19 protein-coding genes, 17 tRNA genes, 2 rRNA genes, 1 pseudogene and 1 riboswitch are annotated in these 20,677 nt (G+C 37.1%); of the genes and pseudogenes, 6 read left to right on the top strand and 33 right to left on the bottom strand.

Translation table 11 applies throughout. The features are described 5' to 3' along the window. Nucleotides 1-32 precede the first annotated feature (32 nt). The 5 genes from mmgD to WAK64_RS04325 all read right to left on the bottom strand — a co-directional run bounded on the left by mmgD (nt 33) and on the right by WAK64_RS04325 (nt 5,256). Nucleotides 33-1,151, bottom strand: a complete 1,119-nt coding sequence (gene mmgD, locus WAK64_RS04345; protein WP_336585723.1) for a citrate synthase — start codon at nt 1,149-1,151, stop codon at nt 33-35. After that, complete coding sequence (locus tag WAK64_RS04340) at nt 1,141-1,374, bottom strand: hypothetical protein (protein WP_336585722.1); 234 nt, start codon at nt 1,372-1,374, stop codon at nt 1,141-1,143. Before WAK64_RS04340 ends, mmgD begins: the two co-directional genes overlap by 11 nt. 165 nt (nt 1,375-1,539) lie before the next feature. Continuing rightward, nucleotides 1,540-1,730, bottom strand: a riboswitch (cobalamin riboswitch). A gap of 391 nt (nt 1,731-2,121) precedes the next feature. Next, nucleotides 2,122-2,814 carry an SDR family NAD(P)-dependent oxidoreductase gene (locus WAK64_RS04335; RefSeq protein ID WP_336585721.1) on the bottom strand — a complete coding sequence of 231 codons (693 nt, stop codon included), beginning with the start codon at nt 2,812-2,814 and terminating at the stop codon, nt 2,122-2,124. Nucleotides 2,815-3,018: 204 nt separating this feature from the next. Continuing rightward, complete coding sequence (locus WAK64_RS04330) at nt 3,019-4,305, bottom strand: histidine--tRNA ligase (protein ID WP_336585720.1); 1,287 nt, start codon at nt 4,303-4,305, stop codon at nt 3,019-3,021. A gap of 324 nt (nt 4,306-4,629) precedes the next feature. Further along, a complete protein-coding gene (locus WAK64_RS04325) occupies nt 4,630-5,256 on the bottom strand; it encodes a class I SAM-dependent methyltransferase (RefSeq protein WP_336585719.1) in 627 nt (208 codons plus the stop codon). Between the two features lie 395 nt (nt 5,257-5,651). Here WAK64_RS04325 and WAK64_RS04320 point away from each other — a divergent pair, with 395 nt between their 5' ends. Beyond that, nucleotides 5,652-6,203 (top strand): flavodoxin family protein, encoded by a 552-nt coding sequence (locus WAK64_RS04320; RefSeq protein ID WP_336585718.1) that lies wholly within the window; start codon nt 5,652-5,654, stop codon nt 6,201-6,203. A gap of 186 nt (nt 6,204-6,389) precedes the next feature. On the opposite strand, the gene WAK64_RS04315 is transcribed toward WAK64_RS04320, so the two are convergent. The 5 genes from WAK64_RS04315 to queG all read right to left on the bottom strand — a co-directional run bounded on the left by WAK64_RS04315 (nt 6,390) and on the right by queG (nt 11,252). Continuing rightward, entirely contained in the window at nt 6,390-7,163 is a 774-nt protein-coding gene (locus tag WAK64_RS04315; protein ID WP_336585717.1) for a nucleotidyltransferase domain-containing protein, read from the bottom strand. A 201-nt stretch (nt 7,164-7,364) separates the two neighbouring features. Next, nucleotides 7,365-8,000, bottom strand: coding sequence for a hypothetical protein (locus WAK64_RS04310; RefSeq protein WP_336585716.1), 636 nt, complete (start codon nt 7,998-8,000; stop codon nt 7,365-7,367). A 268-nt stretch (nt 8,001-8,268) separates the two neighbouring features. After that, nucleotides 8,269-9,138, bottom strand: coding sequence for an amidase domain-containing protein (locus WAK64_RS04305; RefSeq protein WP_336585715.1), 870 nt, complete (start codon nt 9,136-9,138; stop codon nt 8,269-8,271). Nucleotides 9,139-9,366: 228 nt separating this feature from the next. Next, nucleotides 9,367-9,990 carry a LysE family translocator gene (locus tag WAK64_RS04300; protein WP_336585714.1) on the bottom strand — a complete coding sequence of 208 codons (624 nt, stop codon included), beginning with the start codon at nt 9,988-9,990 and terminating at the stop codon, nt 9,367-9,369. A 125-nt stretch (nt 9,991-10,115) separates the two neighbouring features. Next, a complete protein-coding gene (gene queG, locus WAK64_RS04295) occupies nt 10,116-11,252 on the bottom strand; it encodes a tRNA epoxyqueuosine(34) reductase QueG (RefSeq protein ID WP_336585713.1) in 1,137 nt (378 codons plus the stop codon). 111 nt (nt 11,253-11,363) lie between these two features. Here queG and WAK64_RS04290 point away from each other — a divergent pair, with 111 nt between their 5' ends. Then, nucleotides 11,364-12,050, top strand: coding sequence for a B3/B4 domain-containing protein (locus tag WAK64_RS04290; RefSeq protein ID WP_419465888.1), 687 nt, complete (start codon nt 11,364-11,366; stop codon nt 12,048-12,050). Between the two features lie 266 nt (nt 12,051-12,316). Here WAK64_RS04290 and WAK64_RS04285 read toward each other — a convergent pair. The 3 genes from WAK64_RS04285 to WAK64_RS04275 all read right to left on the bottom strand — a co-directional run bounded on the left by WAK64_RS04285 (nt 12,317) and on the right by WAK64_RS04275 (nt 12,664). Continuing rightward, nucleotides 12,317-12,390 (bottom strand) — tRNA-Gly (locus WAK64_RS04285). 104 nt (nt 12,391-12,494) lie between these two features. Beyond that, a tRNA-Gly gene (locus tag WAK64_RS04280) sits at nt 12,495-12,568 on the bottom strand. Nucleotides 12,569-12,582: 14 nt separating this feature from the next. Further along, nucleotides 12,583-12,664 (bottom strand) — tRNA-Leu (locus WAK64_RS04275). Nucleotides 12,665-13,019: 355 nt separating this feature from the next. On the opposite strand from WAK64_RS04275, the gene WAK64_RS04270 reads away from it, so the two are divergent. After that, the gene (locus WAK64_RS04270; protein ID WP_336585711.1) at nt 13,020-13,202 is read left to right on the top strand and encodes a hypothetical protein; all 183 of its coding nucleotides are present in this window, start codon (nt 13,020-13,022) and stop codon (nt 13,200-13,202) included. A gap of 61 nt (nt 13,203-13,263) precedes the next feature. Here the strand turns inward: WAK64_RS04270 and WAK64_RS04265 are convergent, their stop codons facing one another. The 4 genes and pseudogenes from WAK64_RS04265 to WAK64_RS04250 all read right to left on the bottom strand — a co-directional run bounded on the left by WAK64_RS04265 (nt 13,264) and on the right by WAK64_RS04250 (nt 15,119). Then, on the bottom strand, nt 13,264-13,536 hold the full coding sequence (locus WAK64_RS04265) for a hypothetical protein (protein ID WP_336585710.1): 273 nt from the start codon (nt 13,534-13,536) through the stop codon (nt 13,264-13,266). A gap of 137 nt (nt 13,537-13,673) precedes the next feature. Beyond that, complete coding sequence (locus WAK64_RS04260) at nt 13,674-13,817, bottom strand: hypothetical protein (protein WP_336585709.1); 144 nt, start codon at nt 13,815-13,817, stop codon at nt 13,674-13,676. Nucleotides 13,818-13,931: 114 nt separating this feature from the next. Beyond that, nucleotides 13,932-14,247: pseudogene (locus tag WAK64_RS04255) on the bottom strand (recombinase family protein); the annotation flags it as partial. A 704-nt stretch (nt 14,248-14,951) separates the two neighbouring features. Beyond that, nucleotides 14,952-15,119: a hypothetical protein gene (locus WAK64_RS04250; protein ID WP_336585708.1), complete on the bottom strand. Its 168-nt coding sequence runs from the start codon at nt 15,117-15,119 to the stop codon at nt 14,952-14,954. 79 nt (nt 15,120-15,198) lie between these two features. Between WAK64_RS04250 and WAK64_RS04245 the strand changes: the two genes are divergently transcribed. From WAK64_RS04245 to WAK64_RS04235, 3 genes are all read left to right on the top strand, one after another. After that, entirely contained in the window at nt 15,199-15,933 is a 735-nt protein-coding gene (locus WAK64_RS04245; RefSeq protein WP_336585707.1) for a right-handed parallel beta-helix repeat-containing protein, read from the top strand. 967 nt (nt 15,934-16,900) lie between these two features. After that, nucleotides 16,901-17,773, top strand: coding sequence for a right-handed parallel beta-helix repeat-containing protein (locus WAK64_RS04240; RefSeq protein ID WP_336585706.1), 873 nt, complete (start codon nt 16,901-16,903; stop codon nt 17,771-17,773). A gap of 364 nt (nt 17,774-18,137) precedes the next feature. Then, nucleotides 18,138-18,611, top strand: a complete 474-nt coding sequence (locus WAK64_RS04235) for a GNAT family N-acetyltransferase (protein ID WP_336585705.1) — start codon at nt 18,138-18,140, stop codon at nt 18,609-18,611. A gap of 338 nt (nt 18,612-18,949) precedes the next feature. On the opposite strand, the gene WAK64_RS04230 is transcribed toward WAK64_RS04235, so the two are convergent. The 16 genes from WAK64_RS04230 to WAK64_RS04155 all read right to left on the bottom strand — a co-directional run. Further along, nucleotides 18,950-19,023: transfer RNA gene (locus tag WAK64_RS04230), tRNA-Cys, on the bottom strand. Nucleotides 19,024-19,031: 8 nt separating this feature from the next. Then, a tRNA-Gly gene (locus WAK64_RS04225) sits at nt 19,032-19,106 on the bottom strand. Nucleotides 19,107-19,109: 3 nt separating this feature from the next. Next, a tRNA-Gln gene (locus tag WAK64_RS04220) sits at nt 19,110-19,181 on the bottom strand. Nucleotides 19,182-19,220: 39 nt separating this feature from the next. Then, nucleotides 19,221-19,296, bottom strand: a tRNA-His gene (locus tag WAK64_RS04215). 11 nt (nt 19,297-19,307) lie between these two features. Continuing rightward, nucleotides 19,308-19,381 (bottom strand) — tRNA-Trp (locus tag WAK64_RS04210). 5 nt (nt 19,382-19,386) lie between these two features. Beyond that, nucleotides 19,387-19,471: transfer RNA gene (locus WAK64_RS04205), tRNA-Tyr, on the bottom strand. 10 nt (nt 19,472-19,481) lie between these two features. Further along, nucleotides 19,482-19,557: transfer RNA gene (locus tag WAK64_RS04200), tRNA-Thr, on the bottom strand. A 12-nt stretch (nt 19,558-19,569) separates the two neighbouring features. Beyond that, a tRNA-Phe gene (locus WAK64_RS04195) sits at nt 19,570-19,645 on the bottom strand. Nucleotides 19,646-19,680: 35 nt separating this feature from the next. Further along, nucleotides 19,681-19,757 (bottom strand) — tRNA-Asp (locus WAK64_RS04190). A 6-nt stretch (nt 19,758-19,763) separates the two neighbouring features. Beyond that, nucleotides 19,764-19,837 (bottom strand) — tRNA-Met (locus tag WAK64_RS04185). Nucleotides 19,838-19,917: 80 nt separating this feature from the next. Continuing rightward, nucleotides 19,918-19,993: transfer RNA gene (locus tag WAK64_RS04180), tRNA-Val, on the bottom strand. A 6-nt stretch (nt 19,994-19,999) separates the two neighbouring features. Next, nucleotides 20,000-20,074, bottom strand: a tRNA-Glu gene (locus WAK64_RS04175). Between the two features lie 11 nt (nt 20,075-20,085). Further along, nucleotides 20,086-20,177: transfer RNA gene (locus WAK64_RS04170), tRNA-Ser, on the bottom strand. Between the two features lie 3 nt (nt 20,178-20,180). Beyond that, nucleotides 20,181-20,255, bottom strand: a tRNA-Asn gene (locus WAK64_RS04165). 7 nt (nt 20,256-20,262) lie between these two features. Then, nucleotides 20,263-20,378: ribosomal RNA gene (rrf, locus tag WAK64_RS04160) — 5S ribosomal RNA — on the bottom strand. Nucleotides 20,379-20,558: 180 nt separating this feature from the next. Beyond that, a 23S ribosomal RNA gene (locus tag WAK64_RS04155) occupies nt 20,559-20,677 on the bottom strand; the annotation flags it as partial.

Here is a 20,677-nt window from a genome sequence, read left to right as displayed (position 1 = left end):
TTCAAGTTTGTCTTGTATTCTTCAGTTATTGATTAATTACTAAGTACATGTCGCTCACCTGTATAGTGAACACGTGGCCTGAATAAGCGATTATTCTCATGCTGCTCCATCACATGAGCACAAATGCCAACTGTTCTGGCACTGAAAAAGATTGGTGTATATAACGGAATGTTAATGCCGAGCATCCAGTAAACAGGTGCTGCATAATAATCTAAATTCGGATATAGTCCCTTCTCTCTCTCCATTATTTTCTCACCAGCTTCACACATGCGAAGGAGAAGGTCATCACCCTTTAACTCACATAATTGCTTTAACGCATCTTTCATCATGAGCGCTCTTGGATCCATTTTTTTCATGTACACTCTGTGACCAAAGCCCATAATTTTTTCTTTTTTAAATAATTTCATTTCCAACATTTCTTCAAAAGCTTTGACTGTTCCCGCTTCAAGAAGCATGTGCATAACCGCTTCATTTGCACCGCCATGCAAATTGCCTTTTAGCGAGGCAACAGCTCCCGTTAACGCACCATATAAATCAGACTGGGTAGACGCAATCACTCTAGCAGTAAAAGTAGAATTTGGCATTTCATGCTCACTATATAAAACGAGTGAACGATCAAATATTTCTGCTTCTAGTTCAGACGGTTTCTTGCCTGTAAGCATATAGAAGAAGTTTGCACTGTATGATAACTCTTGAAGTGGAAGAATAGGCTCTTGACCGTCCAACATTCGATAGCTGTTCGCTACGATAGTAGGTACTTTCCCTAAAAGTTTATAGGCACGCTCTTTATTGATTAAATGAGCGCGATTGTCAATTTGATCATCATAACCAGCCAGAGCTGAAATCCCTGTTCTTAAAGCATCCATCGGGTGAGTCTCTTTTGGAAGGAGCTTAAATACATCGAACACTTTATCCGGTAGTTCATATTCAGCCTTTAATTTCTCTACGACGGTTTCTTTCTCCACTTCAGTGGGGAGTTTTCCCTCAAGCAATAGATAAACGAGATCTAGGTACTCTTTTTTTTGTGATAATTTAATTAAATCGTATCCTTTTATAACAATTTCCCCTTGAACGGTATCAAGAAATGAAATATTTGTTTCTGTGGCAACAACACCTTCTAGACCAGGAAAAAACTTCTTTTCAACTTCCATCCTTTTCTTCCTCCCATTCAAATAATTCACGATTGATTATTTTGTAAGCCCTTTCAACATTTCGTAAATAAATAAGCTGTTCCTCGTGATTCCCAGCTCTCTCCATAATTTCAGCTTTTAATAGCGAATATTTTGTTGAAATGGAGCAAGGTTTCTCTAATTGATAATTAATCATAATGCATGCTTTGAAAGAATTGATAAAATAATCTACTGAACCAAACAAAGATGTCTCCTCCAAACAAATCTTCTCATGAAAATTTCTCAATAAAAAAACAACTTCCTAAGAAGTTGTTAAGTTACGAACGATTAATAAATAACATGTTTATGAGTAACTCAAAAAAAACACGCCTTTACTTCCGCACTTAACACCCCCTATCCTCGTAGGTATTGATGTTTGCTAAAACAGGCAGGTCTCCTGGCTTAAGATCATCGCTTTTCGAACCTTCCCATTCCCTAACGGAAACAGTGGCCATGACGAATCGCTCCCTAATACAGTTGCGGGACAGCGCCGGTTTCTAACCGGACTTCCCTTTTAAGCAGATAAATAGATTTATCCGCACCTATTTCTACACCTATTTAATTTGACACATTTAATATATCAATTTTTTAGAAAATTAACAATTGTTTTATTTACAAATATTTAAAACTCCTTCTAACAATTCTTGTATACCACACTACTTTATAACAATAGTATATCGGTTAAAGGAACGACTATTTCATGCTATTAAAGGGGTGCATAGAAAAATCGTGCGCAATAAATTACCTCAATGAAATTACTAGACAGTACTGATAATATGTTATTTTCTTTCTTATTTAGTTTTTTAATATAGTATTCTAAAAAATATATTTTCTGATTCATATCAAGTGGGCATTTTTCTCTTTTAATAGAAAAACCCAAATCCTTTTCTACCAAAGGACTTGGGCTTTTGAATAAACGTTTTAGAACCTTACCGTTGTTCCATTATTACCATTATGAACGATAGTCTTGTGCACCAAACCAACCACCAGTTGGGCCATCATTGTCAAATAAAGCTAACTTAATTGCACCTGGTAGAACGGTTTCTACCTCATAATCCGCATTTGGTCCACCTAAATCTGTTTTTAACCAGCCTGGGTCTAGGCAATTAGCCAAAACACCCGTTCCTTTTAGCTCCACTGCTAAATCCTGAGTTAGCTTATCTACTGCTGCTTTTGACACACCGTACGGAGATAATTGTGGAGTATCTTTAATTCCAGAAGTTATATTAATTATTCTTCCATAGCCATTTTCCTTCATTTTAGGTGCAAATGCTTGAGAGAGTAATAGTACACTATACAGGTTATTTTGGAAGATAACATTGAAATCCTCCACAGTAATATCCCAAAATTCTTTCCATTCACTCATGATTGCTGCATTGTTATATAGAATATCTACTCCACCATGCTTTTCCTTTACCACTTCAACCATCTTGTGAAGCTCATCGGTTTTGGATAGATCCCCTTCTACTACGTCAAACTTCACTCCATATTCTTTTATTAAATTAACTGTTTTTTCCGTGTTTTCTTTTTTTCTTGCATGAATAATGACATTGCATCCTTCTTGAGCTAGTCCAATTGCGATTTGTTGACCAATCCCTCTACTTGAGCCTGTAACTAATGCCCACTTATTTGCTATTTTCCCCATTTTCTTTCCTCCTTCATCAATACCTTCTGAACTATTCTTTTCTCTTTTCATCCTCTAACAGAGACTACGTGGCTCCATCTTAAAAACGCAGATTATTCTAGTGTTTCTATAAAATTTTCCTGCGTCGCTTCTGATTATATATTCGTTTTACCTAATAATCAATATAATCTAAACCGCTTTCGTTATAAGTTCATTTTAGTACTTTTATGTAGCATAAATGAATGGTTCATAACGTTCTTTCCCTGAATCCATTTCCTTAATTTTATATAAATTCTGTTTCACTTCAGTCTCACCAATCATCACTACGTTACGAACCTTTTCCTTATTGGCTCTATCTAATAACTTACTCAGCTTTTTATTAGACATGTCAAGCTCTACTTTGTACCCCTTCAACCTCAAATACCTAGCAACAGACATCGACTGTTTCATTGTTTTTATTGGAATAATATAATAATCAAGATCATACAGATCGACAGACACCTCACTTGTTAGTTCCATTGCCGTGTAGATAACATCTAACCCGAAGGATATTCCCACCGTAGAAAACGATTGAGAAGTTCCGATTAGTCCGCCAATTGCGTTATCGTATCTTCCTCCACTACCTATGCTTGATTTGATCAATTGATTCTCAAGAAATATTTCATAAATGGATCCCGTATAAATATCTAACCCTCTTGCTAAAAAGGGATTAAATACACATTTTTTATCCACGCCAACATACTTCAAGTAGGACCTTAACTCCCTAAGTTCCACTAGTCCTTTTTCAATTTCTTTATTGACCATAGAATAGGTGTCAAAATAGTTTATAGTTCTATTATTCTCTTCTCGAATAAACTGTAGAATCGCCTCAATTGATTGAGTGGGTATGTTCTTCTTAATCAATTCTTTCCCAACTGCCGTAACCCCTATTTTCTCTAATTTATCTAGTACTAGAATCACGTCATTAATTTTATCGTTAGGTACATTAAACATCTTTAACATACCGGATAATAAGTTTCTGTTGTTATATTGAATGGTGATTTCTAAATTAAGCGCATTAAATGCATCTATTGCCATTACCATCAATTCAGCTTCAGCAATTTGTGATTCTACCCCCACAATATCTACATCACACTGGGTAAATTCACGTAATCTCCCCGTTTTTATAGGACCGTCTCTAAAAACTTTCCCAATTTCATATCTTTTGAATGGCTTTTTCACTGTAGGGTTCATTGCTACAACTTTAGCAAACGGAATCGTAAGGTCATATCGTAAGCTTAAGTCCCGCTCCCCTCGGTCTGAAAGAGTATACATCTCTTGTAATATCTCCGCTCCTCCACTATATTTTGATGCAAGGAGTTCGGTATAATTTAGAATTGGTGTTTCTAAAGGCTGGCAGCCATACCGAATAAACACATCCTCTAACGTTCTTTTAATCTTCCTTCTCAGAGCTTCTTGCTGGGGTAAATAATCTTCGGTCCCCTTTACATTTTGGTAATCCATCTTTTTCATTTCCTCTACCTCCATTTTTGATAAAATAAAAAACCGTACAAGATATAAGTGTAAAATACTTATTCCATACGGTTTAATGAGAAATAGTCTTCCTATTTGAGATTGTAAAAAAACTCAATAGCAAGACTAATTAATATGATGATGTAATTGAGACAAGGTTTCGTTCATAATAAGCCGAAGCATTTTCTTCACCTCAAATTTTTTATACCTTACCATAATAATAAAAATAGTTCAATCCTTTTTATCATTAAGTTGAAGTGCTGCATAAAATAATAATAATGTGAATGATCCACCTAATAATCGAGCAGAAAGGTGCCTACTCCCTTACGTTGTGAGAAGTAAAACACCGCCGCAATGAGAGACTTGGTGAAATTCACAGTTACAAATGGGGCTAAGAGCTGAACTTATTTCTTCAAAAACAAAATAGAACTCACCCTCATCCCAATAATTTAGACTTTTTTTCTTACATGCTTCAAGGTCTTCACGTGTCTGAAAAGCAATATCTCCAATCAATATTTTGCCGTTATCCGTAAGTAATTGGAGAAGGTCCTTTAATAAAGCCACTTTATCGATATCTGAAAGATGATGTAATGCATAGGTGCTTATAATAGAATCATACTTCTTCTCCTTCACGGATTCAGGAAGCCCCGTTGTAATGTCCCACTTCATTAAGTTAGCCATTGGCATTTTCATTTTCGCTATCGAAATCATTTGGTCAGAAAAGTCCATTCCATCTATTTGATGGTCATGGTCATATAGTTTGGTTGTTAGAACACCTGTACCAAAACCAATATCTAGCACGGTCGATTTTCTTATTTTCATTGCTTCATTATAAACCTGATTTAGTATTTCCTTATAACCAGCAAATGGGTATAAATTATTTTCTTCACTTAACTGGACCGTCTGGTCGTAGTTATTTGCCCATAAATCAAATCCTTGTTTACTTAACATGAATGCTCCTCCTATTTTGAACATACACCGAGCATTCCTTTCCAAAAACAACTTGCTCGATAATTAGTTCATTTTCACCCATAAGACATGTACATTACGATTGACAACTATTTTTTTCATCTATAATCCCACCCTTCAATATTATTGTTATATTATCATATTTTATTATTTTTAGAAAATAATTCTATTAAAATCCCCTTTAGAAAAAACGTTCAATACAGAGCAGTTATTTAGAAAAAACTTGCTCTTATTGCAAATTAATACCTATATAGTTCAATCAATGCAGGAAAACGAAAGTTGATGGCGAAATATCTCTTTAATTGTTCTCTATATATTTTCATCTTTTTTTAGAAATAATCATGCTACAAATTTATAAGAAGAGAAGGAGTACTTTTATGAATATTTTAACCATATTTGGAAGTTCCAGAAGAAATGGAAATTCGGAGATTCTTACTGAGCATATGCTGAAGGATATACCTTATACTAAAATTCATTTGTTAAATCAACATATTGTACCGTTCGAAGATAAACGACATTCTTCAGAAGGATTCCCAATTGTTGAGGATGATTTTGAGGATATCCTTCAATCCTTGTTCAGTCATGATGTGTACGTGTTTTCTACCCCATTATATTGGTACGGTATGTCGGGGCAAATGAAGCTCTTTTTTGACCGCTGGTCGCAGTATCTTCGTGATGAAAGGTTTAACTTTAAAGCTGAAATGAGTAAAAAGAAAGCCTATCTTGTGATAACGGGTGGTGGAAACCCTAAAATAGTGGGGTTACCATTAGTTCAACAATTCAAATATATTTTTGACTTTGTCAATATGGAATTTGTTGATTATATCATTGGTGAGGGGAATGCACCTGGGGATATTTTACGGGACGAATCTTCATTAAAAAAAGCATTGTATTTAAATGAAAGTTTAAAAAAGCAGTTGGATAGCTAACTATTGAGACAGAGGAAGTATGTAAGAAAAACTAGTCCTCTGTCTTTTACATCTCATACCAATTGTCTTCTATCCCTCGTATCTTGTTGCTTCAGTTGGAGAAAGCTTCATTGTTTGCCTAACTAAAACGGAAAGACCCTTAACATTTATAATCTACTGTCCGATTGCGCTTTGATTATATAGTCTTCACGATATGCACTCTAATTCGTTCATCATCGTTTTCATAAATGAGCCAGCTTGAGAGCCCTCTTCTAAAGTGGATTCAATCCATTCTATTTCTTTTTGTAATAATGATATTATCGATTGAACGGATAGTTCATGTGTATCGGGCGTTATGTAAGTAAAGATTTTTCTTACTTCATCAAGTTGGGTACTAGGTAACAGTGACTCAAGAGCTTTCAATCCCAATTGAGCTCTTTCAGGTTTATATCGATGTAATAATACTTTTGACAAGTGGGTCATAACTTGATGAAGCATATCCACCGCCCATAAAGCATTTCCCCGCTTATAAGCCTTATTGTATTGAAATAAAAACCATGCTACATCAGTCACATGAACATCAAATTCATTTGGCGACAATAATAAATTTTGAGTGAGTTGAAATGGAGTTAGCAAACCTTTCGGATCATATATTACTTGAAAAAAATCTTTTTCCTTAAAGCTTTTTGGTGTAACAGTAAAAAAATCAACATGGAGTAGGTTATCATATACCACAATTATTTGTGGTGCAATAATAAAAATATCATCAGAAAATAATATATTCCTGTATGCTTCTAAATGTCTTAACCGGTTAGCGAGAAACTCCTTTTCATCGTTTTCATCTACTAAACAATAGAGGTCAACATCGGAGTATTCATCATTTTCTCCTCTTCCCATCGACCCCTTTAAAAAAATGGCTTGAACCATAGGGTCGTCTATTAAACTTTGTGAAATGCTTTTTACTGCCTCGTCTTGTTTCATCTTCGCTCCCCCTATTAAATCTAAATATTAAGCCATTATATTCCATTCAACGCTTTTTTTCAAGAACTCTTAATAAACAAAAAATTCCTTACATCTAGAGAGAACATTTTTTTCATCTCTACTATTCCACTATAAAAAAAGCCAATAAAAAAGGCACCCACCCAATTTATAGGTGGTATGCCCCTTCACATGTTAGAATCTTTAGCTTTCTTTGCTACTTTTAATTGCTTCTTTAAGTAATTCCTTAACTTCTTCTACTGTTTTTCCTTCTGTATCAACGCCTTCTTTTTCAGCACGGTCAAATAATCTTTGCTGACGCTCCGCTGTGACTAACTCTCTAATTTCTTCTGTAGACTTTCCTTCAACGTCTATTCCTAACTCTTCTGCACGCTCTTTTATTTTCGCTTCTTTTTCTTCATCTGAGAATTCATTCCACTTTGCTATAAAGTCTTCTTTATTCATTTTCTTCCCTTTATGCTTAGGGGCTTGTTCTTTTAATAAAGCCTTTACTTCATCAACCGTTTTTCCTTCTGTATCAATACCAGCTTTTTCAGCACGATCAAAGAGCCTTTGTTGACGCTGTTCATTTAGAAGCTCCTTTAACTCTTCGATGGATTTCCCTTCCACTTCAATCCCTAGCTCCTCAGCTTTAGCTTTTACCTTTGTTTCTTTTTCTTCATCTGAGAGTTGGCTCCATTTCTCAGCAAAACGTTCTTCGTTTAGAAATTGTTTAAAACCCTCTTTCTCACCATCAAAATTCGCATAGGCACTTCCTGCGCTTACTCCACCAAATGTAATAGCTCCTGCTAAAGCAAATAAACCTACTTTTTTAATCATGTTTATTCCTCCTTAAATTTTTTCTTGCTATTTTCCTTACACGTTTACTATAAAATGTTTATGTGTCAGTCATAAGTCAAGCTAAAAAGATATTTATACTGAGGAAGTCAAAACGTACTCTTACCTTTCTAGCAACAAGTACTATTAATTCTTTCATAATTTCATGATCGTACAACAAGTACTCAAGAATCATTTCGAGCTATGTAAAATTCATTTCAAAAAACAAAAAAAGCTACTGTTTTTTCAGTAGCTTTCTCACAAACATGGTCTATTCATCGTCTACAATCGAAAAAAACTTATATTGTATGTTCGGTGTATATGCAGTAGAGTCTTCATAATTCCAAAATCGCATACGACTATTGTACGTATGCGCATTGACGAGCGGGGAACCGTACACATCCTTCGCCGTCACAATTGTATTATGATTGGTTCTTCCATCTCCTTCAAAGTCATAACAAATAACATCACCAAGCTGCAATTCTTCTGGTTCATTTACTTCTTTTGCACGTAAGCCAACTGTTGAGGAAGGGAGATACCAGCGAAGTGAATTTGCTACGCTCCAGCTGTAGCTCCAATTATTCCCTCCCATCCACCACCCCTTACTTCGGTTGCCATGCCCTCTCATTGGAGCTCCCCCAGCGTGAAGGCATTGTGAAATAAAATTCGTACAGTCCACCTCGAACTTTTTATAGGCTGGATTATAATCATCCCACCAAAGTTCTGCATATTGAACAGCCTTTAAGCGATCATATCGATAGGTCACTCTTTGATCATCATTTTCTTCTACAATCAACCTAGTATCATCATCACCTTGGTGACCTTCTTTATAGACCTCTTCATCCTTCACTACCTCATTATGGTCTAAAACACTGTATCGTCTTTCCACTTCCTCTTCTAAATATATAAACTGCTTTTGTTTTATTAAGTTTTGAAAGTGAAGGTGATAAGTAATAATGGTATTCTGGCCTCTATTTGTTATATTGTCTACCTTCCCGTTCACTTTAACCTTTAAAATTTCAGCATTTCTTTGGCGAAGTGATTGTTGTTTTCTAGCTAAACGTTCTTCACGGAAATTTCCATTTGGTTTTACCATTTCCGCTATTCGCGATTCAATCTGTTTTATGACAATATCCCTCATGCTCTCGCCTCCTCCATACATTTTATGTAGTAACAGAAGAGAAAAAAACAAAAGACTTAGCAATGGCTAAGTCTTTTAACTTTTTTAAAATTCTCTATAAATATAAACATAAAATGAGAAGGGTAAAGAGTTGAGTGAAAAAATTTTCAAAATAGTACTCTCTTTATTATGTCCCGCCAACAAACGGTGAATGGACATTTAACCCTATTTTTTAGTTTGTTAGAATGCTTATTTCTCAGAAAAGGCAATTTGTAAAGCAATGATAGCAAGGAGACTGCCTTTTATTGCATTCATTCGTTTTGAAATAAAAGAAGAATTTGTTAATACATTGCCTACCTTTTCTGAAAAGATACTTACAATAGTAAAAATCACCAGAGCTTGAATTAAAAAGACGATTCCTAATAACAGTATTTGAAGTGATACAGACCCAACCGACTCGTCTACAAATTGAGGAAACAACGCTAAGAAAAATAGCGACACTTTTGGGTTTAAGATATTCATTAAAATTCCCTTTTTGTATAGAGATCGATAGGCCAATACTTTTTGGTTCCCCATCATTTGATCACTTTCTTTTTCACGGAAAGACATCCAAGCTAAATACAATAAATAGGCAGCACCAGCATACTTCACGATTGCAAATGCAAGCGAGGACTGATAAATAATCGCTGAAATACCTAAGGTAGCAGCGCTTATATGCACAATCAAGCCTGTACATAGTCCTAGAGCTGTTGCAATACCTGCTTTTTTATTTTGTGAAATGCTTTGAGCAATAACAAATAATATATCCGGTCCTGGCATTAATGTTAATAATACCGCCACACCAATAAATGAAAGAACGACAACTAAATCCAACCTATTCAACCCCTCTTATGTTTTTCAGACACTCTTTAAATAGGATAAAATAAAACCTTCAAATTATCATAACACATTTTTGTTCGTATGAATTTTTTCGTTTCTACAGTACCGCCTAAGAATTTCTATGCTTCATTAAAAAAATCCAACCCTTTTTTAATTTCAACTATCACATCTTGATCCGTTTCTTTCTCAAGCGAATGCTTTAATGCAAGAAATGCTTGCTCTCCACCAATCTTCCCTAATGCCCAGGCAGCCGTCCCCCTAATAACAGGTCTCACATCTTTGTTTAATAAACCAATTAAATCTTCAACTGCCGTTTCATCCTTAAAATGAGCAAGTGCTAAAATAGCGTTCCGTTGTATTGGCTTCTTTCCTCTCCAAGAACCCGATACTGGCCCATATTTTTCTTTAAATTCCTTATTTGAAATCGTCAGAAGTGGTTTTAATAATGGTTTTGCTATTTCAGGGTCCGGCTCCATTTCAGGATGAAAATGAAAGTCCTTTCCTTTATTCACTGGACATACTGTTTGACAAGTGTCACAGCCGTACAGACGATTACCAATTTTACTTCGATACTCTTCAGGCAAAAAATCTTTTGTCTGAGTTAAAAATGCAATACAGCGCTTTGAATCTAATTGACCTCCTTGAATTAAAGCACCTGTAGGACATACATCGACACATTTATTACACGTACCACAGCCGTCTTCGATTGGCGCATCAGGTTCAAAGGGTAAATTCGTTATCATGTCACCTAAATATACGTATGAACCAAATTCCGGCGTGATGATTGAGCAATTTTTCCCACTCCAGCCGATTCCTGCTCTTTCTGCTACCGCTCTATCAACTAGTTCACCTGTATCTACCATTGAACGCATCCTTGCATTAGGAACCTTCGAAGAGATAAACGTTTCTAACTTTGCTAATCTGTCCTTTAAAACATCATGATAGTCCTTCCCCCAAGACGCTCGGCAAAAGATTCCTCGTCTCTCACCTTTTTTACTCTGAGGCGCATTTTTCATTTTAGAAGGGTAAGTTAAGGCAATGCTAATAATAGATTTAGGCTCTTCAAATATTAAGGATGGATTTACTCTCTTTTCAATATCTTTTTCTTCAAAGCCAGATTGATAACCCAACTCTTCCTGGCGAATTAAACGATTTTTCATTTCTGTAAATGGATCGGCGGTTGTAAAGCCAATTTTATCGATCCCATTATGTTTGCAAAACTCAATAATCTCTTCTTTTAAAAGCTGATAATTCATCGATGCAACCTCCTTTCACTAAGATGTAATACTCTTGAATTACCCACAACAAATCTATTCATTTAAATTTTTTCTTTCACTATGATAAACTACCCTTATTAGAAATGGCAGGTGGAAACATTGGAAATTACTTTAAATCAAACCCTATGCATGAAAGCCCCTCTAAAGTTCGGAATTATTGAGTATCATAACATAACCGTAAGTGAGTCACCTATGATGCTAAAGGGACGCTTACAATTATTTCAAGAATCTATATACTTTGACGTTGATACGAAACCACTTGAACAAAGGTCAGGCATATCTGAGTGGAGAAATCTGTTTAAAACAATTGGGACCAACCCAAGCCGTTATCGTCCGTCTGTAGAGGCAATGTATAGACGAATTTACAAACAAAATTATTTAAATACTGTACATTCTGCTGTGGATTTAAACAATTTTTTTTCACTGCAATATGAGACACCCATCGGTCTTTATGACTTGGAAAAGATTAATCACTCTGTAACCATCGAAATCGGTACGAAGAATGATACCTTTATAGGACTAAACCGCCGTGAAAATTCATTAGAAAACATGATCATTACAAAAGATAAACTAGGTGCTTTCGGTAGTCCATTTGTTGATTCAGAACGAACAGCAGTCAACACGGATACTACACATGCACTTCAAATTGTTTACCTCCCTCCATCCATCTCCAACGATAGAGGAAAACAGCTTACACATTCTCTTGAGAAGATGTTTACAAATATCCATGGCGGTAATTCCCACTCTTATCTTCTATCATGTGAAGGATGCGAATAGCTCGCATCTTTTTTTGGGCTCTCAAATATTTCAGATGAAAACATCGAGGATCCAATCTTACCTCTCATCTATCCTTTCTAACCAAAGGAGATAGACTATAAAAAATCCGACAACGAAGACCAGATTTATATTAATTGTAATTAAGATAAAGTTTGTAGCAATCACGATTGATGAAAATAGGCATAATATCGCGACCAGGAAAAGACCATACAAAAAAACGCATCATTTCAGCAAGAGCGAAAAATAATACGTTAAATTAATATGTATGGAGCGGGTGAAGGGAATCGAACCCTCATCATCAGCTTGGAAGGCTGAGGTTTTACCACTAAACTACACCCGCATGAATATAACTATCGTAACATAAAATTCATGCATTAACAAGTAAAAACGTTAGGAAAAAAATTAATAGTATCGTGACATTTGAAGACACACTCTATAATTTTATGGAGCGGGTGATGAGAATCGAACTCACATCATCAGCTTGGAAGGCTGAGGTTTTACCACTAAACTACACCCGCAAATTTTATTAAAGTACCGGTGGTCGGGGTCGAACCGACACTCCAGAAGGAACACGATTTTGAGTCGTGCGCGTCTGCCAATTCCGCCACACCGGCATAATATCAGTACTTCGGAGGCTCATGCACCGCGTACGATTTGTATAGTGACGCACCTGAATAGTGCGAACACTAAATAATATATCACCGTAACAATATCCCGTCAATACTTTTCGTAAAAAAAAATTTCCGACCGTAAAATAAGCGAAATCAACAGCGCACTATTTGTGCCGTTTTCCGTATCGAAAAAGCAGATTACTACCTGGAGCTTTTCACTTTTCATTCAACTCGCTAAAATTCCCGAAGGTAAGTCATCGTATCTTTAGACTAGTAAAATAGCCAATAAATCTATCGATGTATTATAATTGAAATAATTAACCGTCGGAAAAAAACATGTTCATTAGAAGGTCGTACTGTGAACGAAAAAGTATCATTTCTCTATGTACCCGACAAATATAAAGTGATTGCAGACGTAATAAAACAAGGCGATAAATACAAGCCGTTAGGTTCATGCGATGGCTGTACCGTTGCAGCAGAATTCACCGACCCACTGTTAGCATATAAAGCAGCGATTCAATACGCTCAGGGGTCAAAGTGAAAATTTTATGCTCGGATTTTAAGTGTGCTTGACGAAGGAAAAAAAGACCGCCATATGACGGTTATATTTTTCGATAATTATCAGCGTAGAATTTATCTAAATTTACTACCGCATCAATTAATTCCTCAGGGTCGTTCCTATTAATCATATAGGTAACTTGAACAAATCGTAGTTTCGTATAAACTTTTCCTTGCTTGGCAGTATACGATAGACCCTTGATGCTCTTTATCATTAACTCATATCTCCGCTTTTGATCAGGGTGATCAGGCATATATTTTTGTAGGGTTTCTTTACACTTTGTTAATAGCTTCAAAAATTCCTTATCTCTATCCACTACAATTCCCCTATGCTCTCTATAATGTTTAACATAAAATTTATTGACTTTCATTACATCATCAATCAACTCTTCCGGATCGTTTCGATCAACCATTTTTACAATTTGAATGTAGAAAAAATGAGTATATACCTTTCCTAGTTTAGCGACATATAAAGGTCATCAATGTCTCTTGTCATAGCTATAAATCGTGGTTTTTCATCTAGGTGGTCTGGGGCATATTTGTTGATTGTTTCTTTACATTTTTCCAATATTTTTATGAATTCTTGGTCTTTATCCACTATAATCACTCCTTAACTCAATAGCACATTTACGCCCTGAGTTCGAAAAATTGCGCGCTAGTTGTCGGCGTCAGACCGCCTGGGCGCGGCGGAGTGGCTTGAGGGGCGAGAACTTTACTCCGTCAACTTCTTTCGTTTCGCTCGAATTAACGTCGATTTGCTGATTCCAGTCATTTCTTCCACTTGTTTATACGAATGTGCATCATGCAACCCTAACGCATGTTTTATCTGTTTCTTCGAATACTTTTTTCCTTCACGAAAATCGTCGCGTTGTTTTGCAATCGCCTTCTCTTCCTGTGTGCTCCACTATAAGGCCCCACTCAAACTCAGCGAAACCGCTCATGACCGTAAATATTGACCGTCGTGTTGGTGTGTTTTCCATTAGTCCCTTATTCAATACGCGCACCCTTACGCCACGATAGAATAGCTCTTAAACAACTGTCAACTCTTTTGACGGTGACCTACCAAAATCAGTGGGAGCGCCAGGAGAAAGACGCTCGAAGAGACACGAACCCTCAACGCGCTATGAACCAACCTAGTCACCGAAAGACAACACGCCATAACCCGGACTTCATACGTGTCTTACAAGTGGCGCCGAGGCTTGTTATACAAGGCGTAGAGCGGTCAAATTGAATGTCGAATGTATTTGTCTAAGTGAATAATTAAACGAAGGAGTGGACGTGTAAATGGCGAACAACTACGAAGCTAAACCCGTTGCAAATTGGAACGTCAATGGCATGCTCGCTTACCTCACCGACGAGCAACTGCCACTAGACCACTCCTCGTCATACACACTACTGTCGTGCCATACACCAGCAGGATAATTGCCATAGAGCTCGAGTGTTATGAAAGAGCTCGGCGTACGATTATAACGAAACGAGCTTGCTGTGAATAACTTGCCGTCTGTCCATGTCGGTCGTAACCAATCGAACTCACGTAATTCCGATTCAATATCGATTTGTAGTTCGTGCATGTTTATTCGCCTTCCCCCCCTATTATTTCAAATTTTTACACAATTACAGCCGAAATGTGTCGAGGGGTATTTTACCAATATAATACTTCTCGCTTAGATTCGTGCAAATATAGCGATTCATTTCCGTTTTTCGCATGTTTTCATCAAAAATATGCATTTAATTATATTTTTCGCCAGCCTGCCTGTCTTAGATCTGCAACTGAATGTGCACGTATGTGCCAACGATTTTCATCCGTATCTAATGAGTGAATCGCTTTTTTATCATCACTAACGACTAATTTTCCCGTTAAACCTAGTTGCGAATTGTTAACTGTGTCGCCGTCTTTCATGTTATTACCTCCTTTCATAATACTTTCGGTTCCTTCATACAGTGTAAAAGTGTCATTTATTCGAAAGTGGGATGATAATATGAGGACATCACAACGAAACAGCTTTTTTCTGGTTGCTATTGTTTTCACCACGCTCTTCTTTTTAGCTATCCTCACCGTAATAGGTATCGTAATCTTTAACGAAAAAACAATCGTTGTGCCAGATGAAGAAGGCACGATATCAGGTGCAGTTGCTATTGCTGAGCCTGGTGATATTATTTTAGTAAAAGCGAAAGAGGATGGTAACCCTTATGAGGAAAACGTTTCTATTAGTACAGAAAACATTAAACTCGTTGGGATTGGGAAAACACAACCGTTTGTAATGGGGGATGAAGCAAACGCGATTACAGTTTTAGATACTACAGGTGTTCTAGTGAAAAATTTTCGAGTTCAAGCCGTAGGAGGATCCGGTGATTCTGGTATTTCGTTAAATAATGCAAACCATAACTTAATTAAAGGAAATACCTCTAATGATAATGATGATTTTGGCATAACCGTATTTGATTCTGACTTTAATATAATAAAAGAAAATATTTTGAATCAAAATGCGTTTGGGATGAACATTACTAATGATTCAGATTCTAATCTCGTTAAAAGAAATGTGCTTAACGACAATAGTGATCTTGGAATTAGCCTATCTGCTAGTTCTAATGAAAATAGTGTTTTTTTTAACATCGCGTTCGGTAATACGTTTGACGACATTCAAGATGCAGACGACAACAACTTCAAAGGGAACGAGTGTGATAACAGTGACCCAGGCGGCCTTTGTAATTAGCATCTTGCTGGGTCTTTTTAAAACTCGAATTGACTTGCCGCTGTCTCACCCGTAGGAAACTCCTTCAAAACGCCGTAATCAAATAGCGCCATCAATTCGAGTGTAAAATCTTCGCCATCATTACGTCCCTTTCAACGCCGAACATGGCGATATAACTCGAGCAATTACGGCTACACTCAGCTGAGTCTGCGAGTTTTCAACGATTTGGCGAAAATACAGTTAATTGCGTGGTTAGATCCGCTCATTCTTCCAACTCCTTTACGTATCCTTTTGCGAGCCACGTTGCCGGTACGGTTTTACGGTACATTTCCCAAAAAGGCTCACCCGCTTAACGATTAGGCTTCTTTTCTTCAGCGACTTCCGTCCATACCCAATGCATTTTCACCATTTTAAATTGACTCATTCGCATCCCCTCGTTTAGATGTATACATTTCCGTCATGATGTTCTTATAGAAAAAAAGTATAGTTTCGGTTGACAATTTACAACTTTACACGTGCCTTTAAATGGTGAGTTTGCATTTCGCACACCAACCAAACAAATTGACATAGACAAATACTTTGGATCATCGGCTTTTCATAGGTTTATCATTTTCGATAGCTTTTCTCTCATTTCGCTCTCACTTTCACGAATTTTTTATACACACATAACCCCTGTTTTATTCTAATCAGCAATATAAGAAGAGTATTTATGAAAGAGTAATATTCTATTTATATTTGCCTAGTTCCAACAAATAGCACTATCGAAACTATTCGAAGTAGTGATAGAACTAAAAATGAAGAAATTCACTATTCAATTGGTAGGCGTTACCGCAAATCAAAGCGGTTCTTTCACCACACCGACACTAATGTAATACAAAAGAGAAAGATCAACGATTAGTCAACAGCACATTTATTCATATAGTACAAGCAGTGCTTGTGTTTCATTCATATAATCTACTAACTGTGATTTTAAGGGGAGGTAAATATTGTGACATTACGAATCGTGCCTACAGATGATTTTCCAACCGTACAAGCTGCCATTGATGACTCTGCCCCTGGCGATAGTATTAAACTATTGGTGGGGACGTTTGATGGGTTTGAGGTTACAGTAGAAAACTTAAAAATCTTTGGTTGCGGGATAGGTCGGACGATTATTTCAGGTCAACCTGCCCAAGGTAATATTGGTGTGGTTGTAAAGGCTAATCGTACAGTATTACAAGGATTTACGGTTCAGGGATTTTTGGATTCTGGTGTTCTAATTGAGTTTACTTATGAAAATAATGTTGTAAAAGAAATCGAATCGAGATTTAATACATTGAGAGGTCTTATTATTTTGGGAGTAAACAATCTCATATTAAACTGTAAGGTAGCAAATAATGCAGATGTCGGTATATTAGCTAGCAGAAACAATTGTATTATGAATTGTAAAATGACAAATAATGATCGAGGTTTTAACGGCGGTATAAATAACATATTAATCCATAACTTGTTCAAGGAATCTGGTTTAACCGGCTGCTTTTTAGGAAACAACAGTATTGCCTTTAGGAATACATTCCTCAATGGTTTAAGAGGTCTTGACGTCAATAGCAATAATATGATTATTGAAAACATGTCATGCAGAAACAGTGAGACTGGAATATTAATCTCTTCTGATGATAATGTTATTGACTCAAACTTAACACGTAATAACAATCTTTCAGGTATCAATGTGATGGAATTTGCAACAAATAACACAATTAGGTTCAACAAGGCATTTAACAATTCGTTATTTGATATTCAAGCTACCCCTCCAGCTAACGAAAACAACACTTTTAACGGCAACAAGTGCGGGAATAGCTTCCCACCAGAACTTTGTACTTAAACGAATCATATTCGTGTCATTTCGACTCACCATAGTAGAGTTTCCTCCCCCTCGTATGTATTTCCCTATTCCAACAAGTAATCTTGTTAACAGCAATATGAACGCCTCAACAATGTTCTTTTTCTCCTCCCTCTTCAACTTATTTGACAGGCCTTGATGGCACGTTTCCTGTATTATTAGAATAATCTTCTTACGTATAATCTCTTAAACAGAAAATATTGATTCAACAAGTTATATTTCTTGATAGGGAAATATCATACTATAGAAGTAGTTGTTAATAATTAAATACAAGAAATTGACCTTTTTTGTAAAGAACAGTATTGATAGCTTTAGTGCAACATAAACCGTAGAAATGAGGGGTACTATGAACTTAACAATTAAGAAAATGGATATTAATTCAGCTAAAACTATCCTAAGTTGGAGATATGAAAAACCATATGATTTTTATAATAATGATATAACTGAAGAAGGAATAAATGAACTGCTTGATGGTTCTTATCAAGCTATCATTGACAAAAATAATAAAATCTTTGGTTACTTATGTATAGGGGAGTCAGCTCAAATCCCGGTTGGACATAAACATGGTGTATATAATGATAAGTATGTAGATATGGGTCTTGGAATGGACCCATATTATGTAGGAAAAGGATACGGGTATGAATTTTGTACATATATAATGAACCACATAAAAGAAAACTCCCCGGGGATCCCTATAAGACTATCAGTTGCAACATTTAACGACAGAGCTATTAATTTATACGAGAAACTAGGATTCATAAAGAAGGACAAGTTCACAACTGACTTTGCAGAGTTCATAACGATGATTAAAGATAATTAACAATACTATTCAATTATCGGAGATTTTAATGAAATTAACCTTAAGCTCAGAGCAGTAAACTCTGAGCTTGTTTGCGTGCTTTTTACTGTGTGATTTAACCTGTAAATTAAAATGTAAACGTAATTTATCTTGTTACTTTAAGTTTTCTCCACAATACCTAAACTACATATCGATAAGAAAGAGGACTTTTTATGTCGATATGACTAAATTGCTCAAATCGAACATAAAAAAACAATACATTCTATGTGTATTGTTGGTTATAAGTATGTATATCGATTTTTAATGCTAAAGTACATTTAAAATCTTATTTGTCTGCTCATTTTGCCATACAGTCAAAATGGAGGCGGCAACCGGATTTGAACCGGTGATAAAGGTTTTGCAGACCTCTGCCTTACCACTTGGCTATGCCGCCATTTAAATTGGAGCGGAAGACGGGATTTGAACCCGCGACCCCCACCTTGGCAAGGTGGTGTTCTACCACTGAACTACTTCCGCAAGCTGGGCTAGCTGGATTCGAACCAACGCATGACGGAGTCAAAGTCCGTTGCCTTACCGCTTGGCTATAGCCCAATAATAGTATATGCCATCTATTTACTTATGTGAATAAAATGGGGCGGCTGATGGGAATCGAACCCACGAATGTCGGAACCACAATCCGATGCGTTAACCACTTCGCCACAGCCGCCATTATTTAATTGGCAGGGGCAGTAGGAATCGAACCCACACCAAAGGTTTTGGAGACCTTCGTTCTACCGTTAAACTATGCCCCTATAAATGGTGGAGGGGGACGGATTCGAACCGCCGAACCCTGAGGGAGCGGATTTACAGTCCGCCGCGTTTAGCCACTTCGCTACCCCTCCACAAATGATCTGGTGCCGGCAAGAGGACTTGAACCCCCAACCTACTGATTACAAGTCAGTTGCTCTACCAGTTGAGCTACACCGGCATGATTTTTAAATGGTGGCTCGGGACGGAATCGAACCGCCGACACATGGATTTTCAGTCCATTGCTCTACCAACTGAGCTACCGAGCCATTTAATCATGACTTTTGTGAATCTAATTATATTATGGCGGTCCGGACGGGACTCGAACCCGCGACCTCCTGCGTGACAGGCAGGCATTCTAACCAACTGAACTACCGGACCAATGTATTGCGGGGGCAGGATTTGAACCTGCGACCTTCGGGTTATGAGCCCGACGAGCTACCAGACTGCTCCACCCCGCGACGATAATAGCGTGAAAATTAATAACTATGTAATTTCATTTTTCAAATATTTTAAGCGATATTTGAAAGTTAAACATTAATGGTGGAGGATGACGGGATCGAACCGCCGACCCTCTGCTTGTAAGGCAGATGCTCTCCCAGCTGAGCTAATCCTCCGTATAATGGTGACCCGTACGGGATTCGAACCCGTGTTACCGCCGTGAAAGGGCGGTGTCTTAACCGCTTGACCAACGGGCCATAATACTCGATGGCGGAGAGCAAGGGATTCGAACCCTTGAGACAGCGGTAACCGTCTACACGATTTCCAATCGTGCTCCTTCGACCTCTCGGACAGCTCTCCAATTGGCTCCGCAGGCAGGATTCGAACCTGCGACCGATCGGTTAACAGCCGATAGCTCTACCACTGAGCTACTGCGGAACATTATGCCTGGCGACGTCCTACTCTCACAGGGGGAAGCCCCCAACTACCATCGGCGCTAAAGAGCTTAACTTCCGTGTTCGGTATGGGAACGGGTGTGACCTCTTTGCTATTGCCACCAGACTTTTTTCAAAGACAAGTATTATTATACAGCTTTTAATATATTTTTCAAGAGTTTTTTTAAATTTTACCCTCAAAACTAGATAAAGATTGATGAAGAGTGAGTAATCACCGTTCTTACGCTGTCCAGCTACAGCTCCTATGTGCTTGTCGCACATGAACAGTCGCTTTCACTTGTTTCTTTTGGTTAAGTCCTCGATCGATTAGTATTCGTCAGCTCCACATGTCACCATGCTTCCACCTCGAACCTATCAACCTGATCATCTTTCAGGGATCTTACTAGCTAATGCTATGGGAAATCT

Origin of the sequence: Bacillus spongiae (assembly GCF_037120725.1) — a bacterium.
GTDB classification, from domain to species: domain Bacteria; phylum Bacillota; class Bacilli; order Bacillales; family Bacillaceae_K; genus Bacillus_CI; species Bacillus_CI spongiae.
The sequence above is the reverse complement of the archived record's forward strand: the minus strand, read 5'-3'. Positions and strand labels throughout refer to the sequence as shown.